This window comes from Bacillota bacterium (assembly GCA_040754675.1).
Classification (GTDB): domain Bacteria; phylum Bacillota; class Limnochordia; order Limnochordales; family Geochordaceae; genus Geochorda.
In genome coordinates this window covers 1-1,593 of sequence record JBFMCJ010000775.1, presented here as the reverse complement: position 1 = coordinate 1,593, position 1,593 = coordinate 1, and the positions used below count along the sequence as shown (strand labels likewise).

General features: G+C 66.9%; 3 protein-coding genes. All 3 read right to left on the bottom strand.

Translation table 11 applies throughout. From position 1 onward, the window contains the following. Positions 1-377: hypothetical protein (locus AB1609_23510; GenBank protein MEW6049402.1), on the bottom strand; the 377-nt coding region annotated here is incomplete at its 3' end. 160 nt (positions 378-537) lie between these two features. Then, positions 538-846: a hypothetical protein gene (locus tag AB1609_23505; protein MEW6049401.1), complete on the bottom strand. Its 309-nt coding sequence runs from the start codon at positions 844-846 to the stop codon at positions 538-540. 145 nt (positions 847-991) lie between these two features. After that, complete coding sequence (locus AB1609_23500) at positions 992-1,423, bottom strand: transcriptional coactivator p15/PC4 family protein (protein ID MEW6049400.1); 432 nt, start codon at positions 1,421-1,423, stop codon at positions 992-994. Positions 1,424-1,593: the final 170 nt, after the last annotated feature.

Sequence of the window (1,593 nt, the reverse complement as noted above, 5' to 3'; positions counted from 1 at the left end):
GGACGGCAACCAGTCCACCAGTCCAGAAAACAGACCACCCACTGCACCCGCCGGCGAGGCAAAGGAGGAACAACCCATACCGCGTGTGCGCAAGCTACCGTCCAGTAGTCAGAGCCGCACCGAACCACGAAAGGCCCAAGCGTACGCACCACCCTGCCGTCAGGCAGCATGGCTCCGTACAGCAACGCGCCCCACCACACCGTCCCGCCCTCACACCGGAGTCCCCACCGCCCACCCAGGTTACAGCGGCACGAGGCCACGCCCGACACCAGAGGATAGGTGAGACGGCACCGACCAGCACGCCGCGACAGCCAGGGGTGGCACTGCTGCACGACGCAGGCCACAAACCACGCCGCGAGCGCCAACCAACACGCCACCAAATCAATCCCCCCTCGCTCCCCTCTTCCCCGTCCAGCCGAACAGGAGAAACAACCGCCGCGAATCCCCCACTTGCACCGAAACCGGGCCTCAGGACGCTATGTAGGCACGCCGAACCTGCGCAAGCACAGGCCCGGCACCTCCACCAAGCGTTAGGTGTTAGGAATCCGAGTCCACCCAGAACCTCATGCCTCCTGCGTAGACCAGTCGCTCATCCAGGCGGGCGCCGTGCGGCGCAGAGTCGCGCAGGGAAACAGCATCGCGCTCGCCCACCCCGTGCGTAACAATGAGATGTTCGCATATGCCCCGCGCAGTCATGCCCTTCCGGCCGCAGAACCCGCAACGATAACGCCAGTCCCACCCCACAAACCATCCCGCCCAGCGGTACTTCCGGTATTTCTCAACCGCCAGACGGAAAACAGTTCCTTTGCGCACACACCAGCCTGCGGGGGTCTGCACAAGCTCCACCGTGCACACCTCCTGCACTCCCGACTACCGCCACCCGGCCAGAAAAAGAAATGCATGGCTCGCAGAGCATATCAGACCCAAGAGACAGCCGCGGGGCCAGGCCCAGCCTATTGCGCCCAGCCCCGCACCCACCTAACTGCCCCGCCTACGCACCCGCCTTGCGCCCCGCCTCCTCCAGCAGGGCAAGCAGTTCGGGCAACAAGCTCACGTCCAGCGCAACTCCCTGCTTGCTGGGCCGGTACTCTCCGGCGTCGCGCGCCCAGTAGAACTCGCGCACATCCACAAACCGGCGGCCATCGCGCGAGACCAGGCGAACCACGATAGCCTCGCGCTTGTTTTTGGCAATCGCACCAACCTCTTCAGCCACCCACTCCCCCCGCGCCCGGGCGGGCTCCTCTTCCCGCTCGCGAGCAAGATCCTCCAGACGCGGCACCGCTCCCACCTCCATTCCCATCTCCAGCGCCTCGCCAGGCGCCGGGCAACTGGCCGCGCAGGCCGATGAACAGCGCGGGGCCGCTCCCCCGGGAAGCGACCCGCCATGAGCACGCACCACCACGCCGCCCACTGTCTCAGACACCCGGGTGCTTCGGACCCGCCTCCGCTTGACCATCTGCCGGCAGACCTTCCGCTGCCGCCATGCGCTCCAACTCAGCCAGGAAGGCGACGCCCCGGGCCAGCCTTTCCGGCCGGAACCAGAACAACCGGCGAGCGCAGGCCTCCACCCCTTCCCGGCCGGCTTTGGCCTCG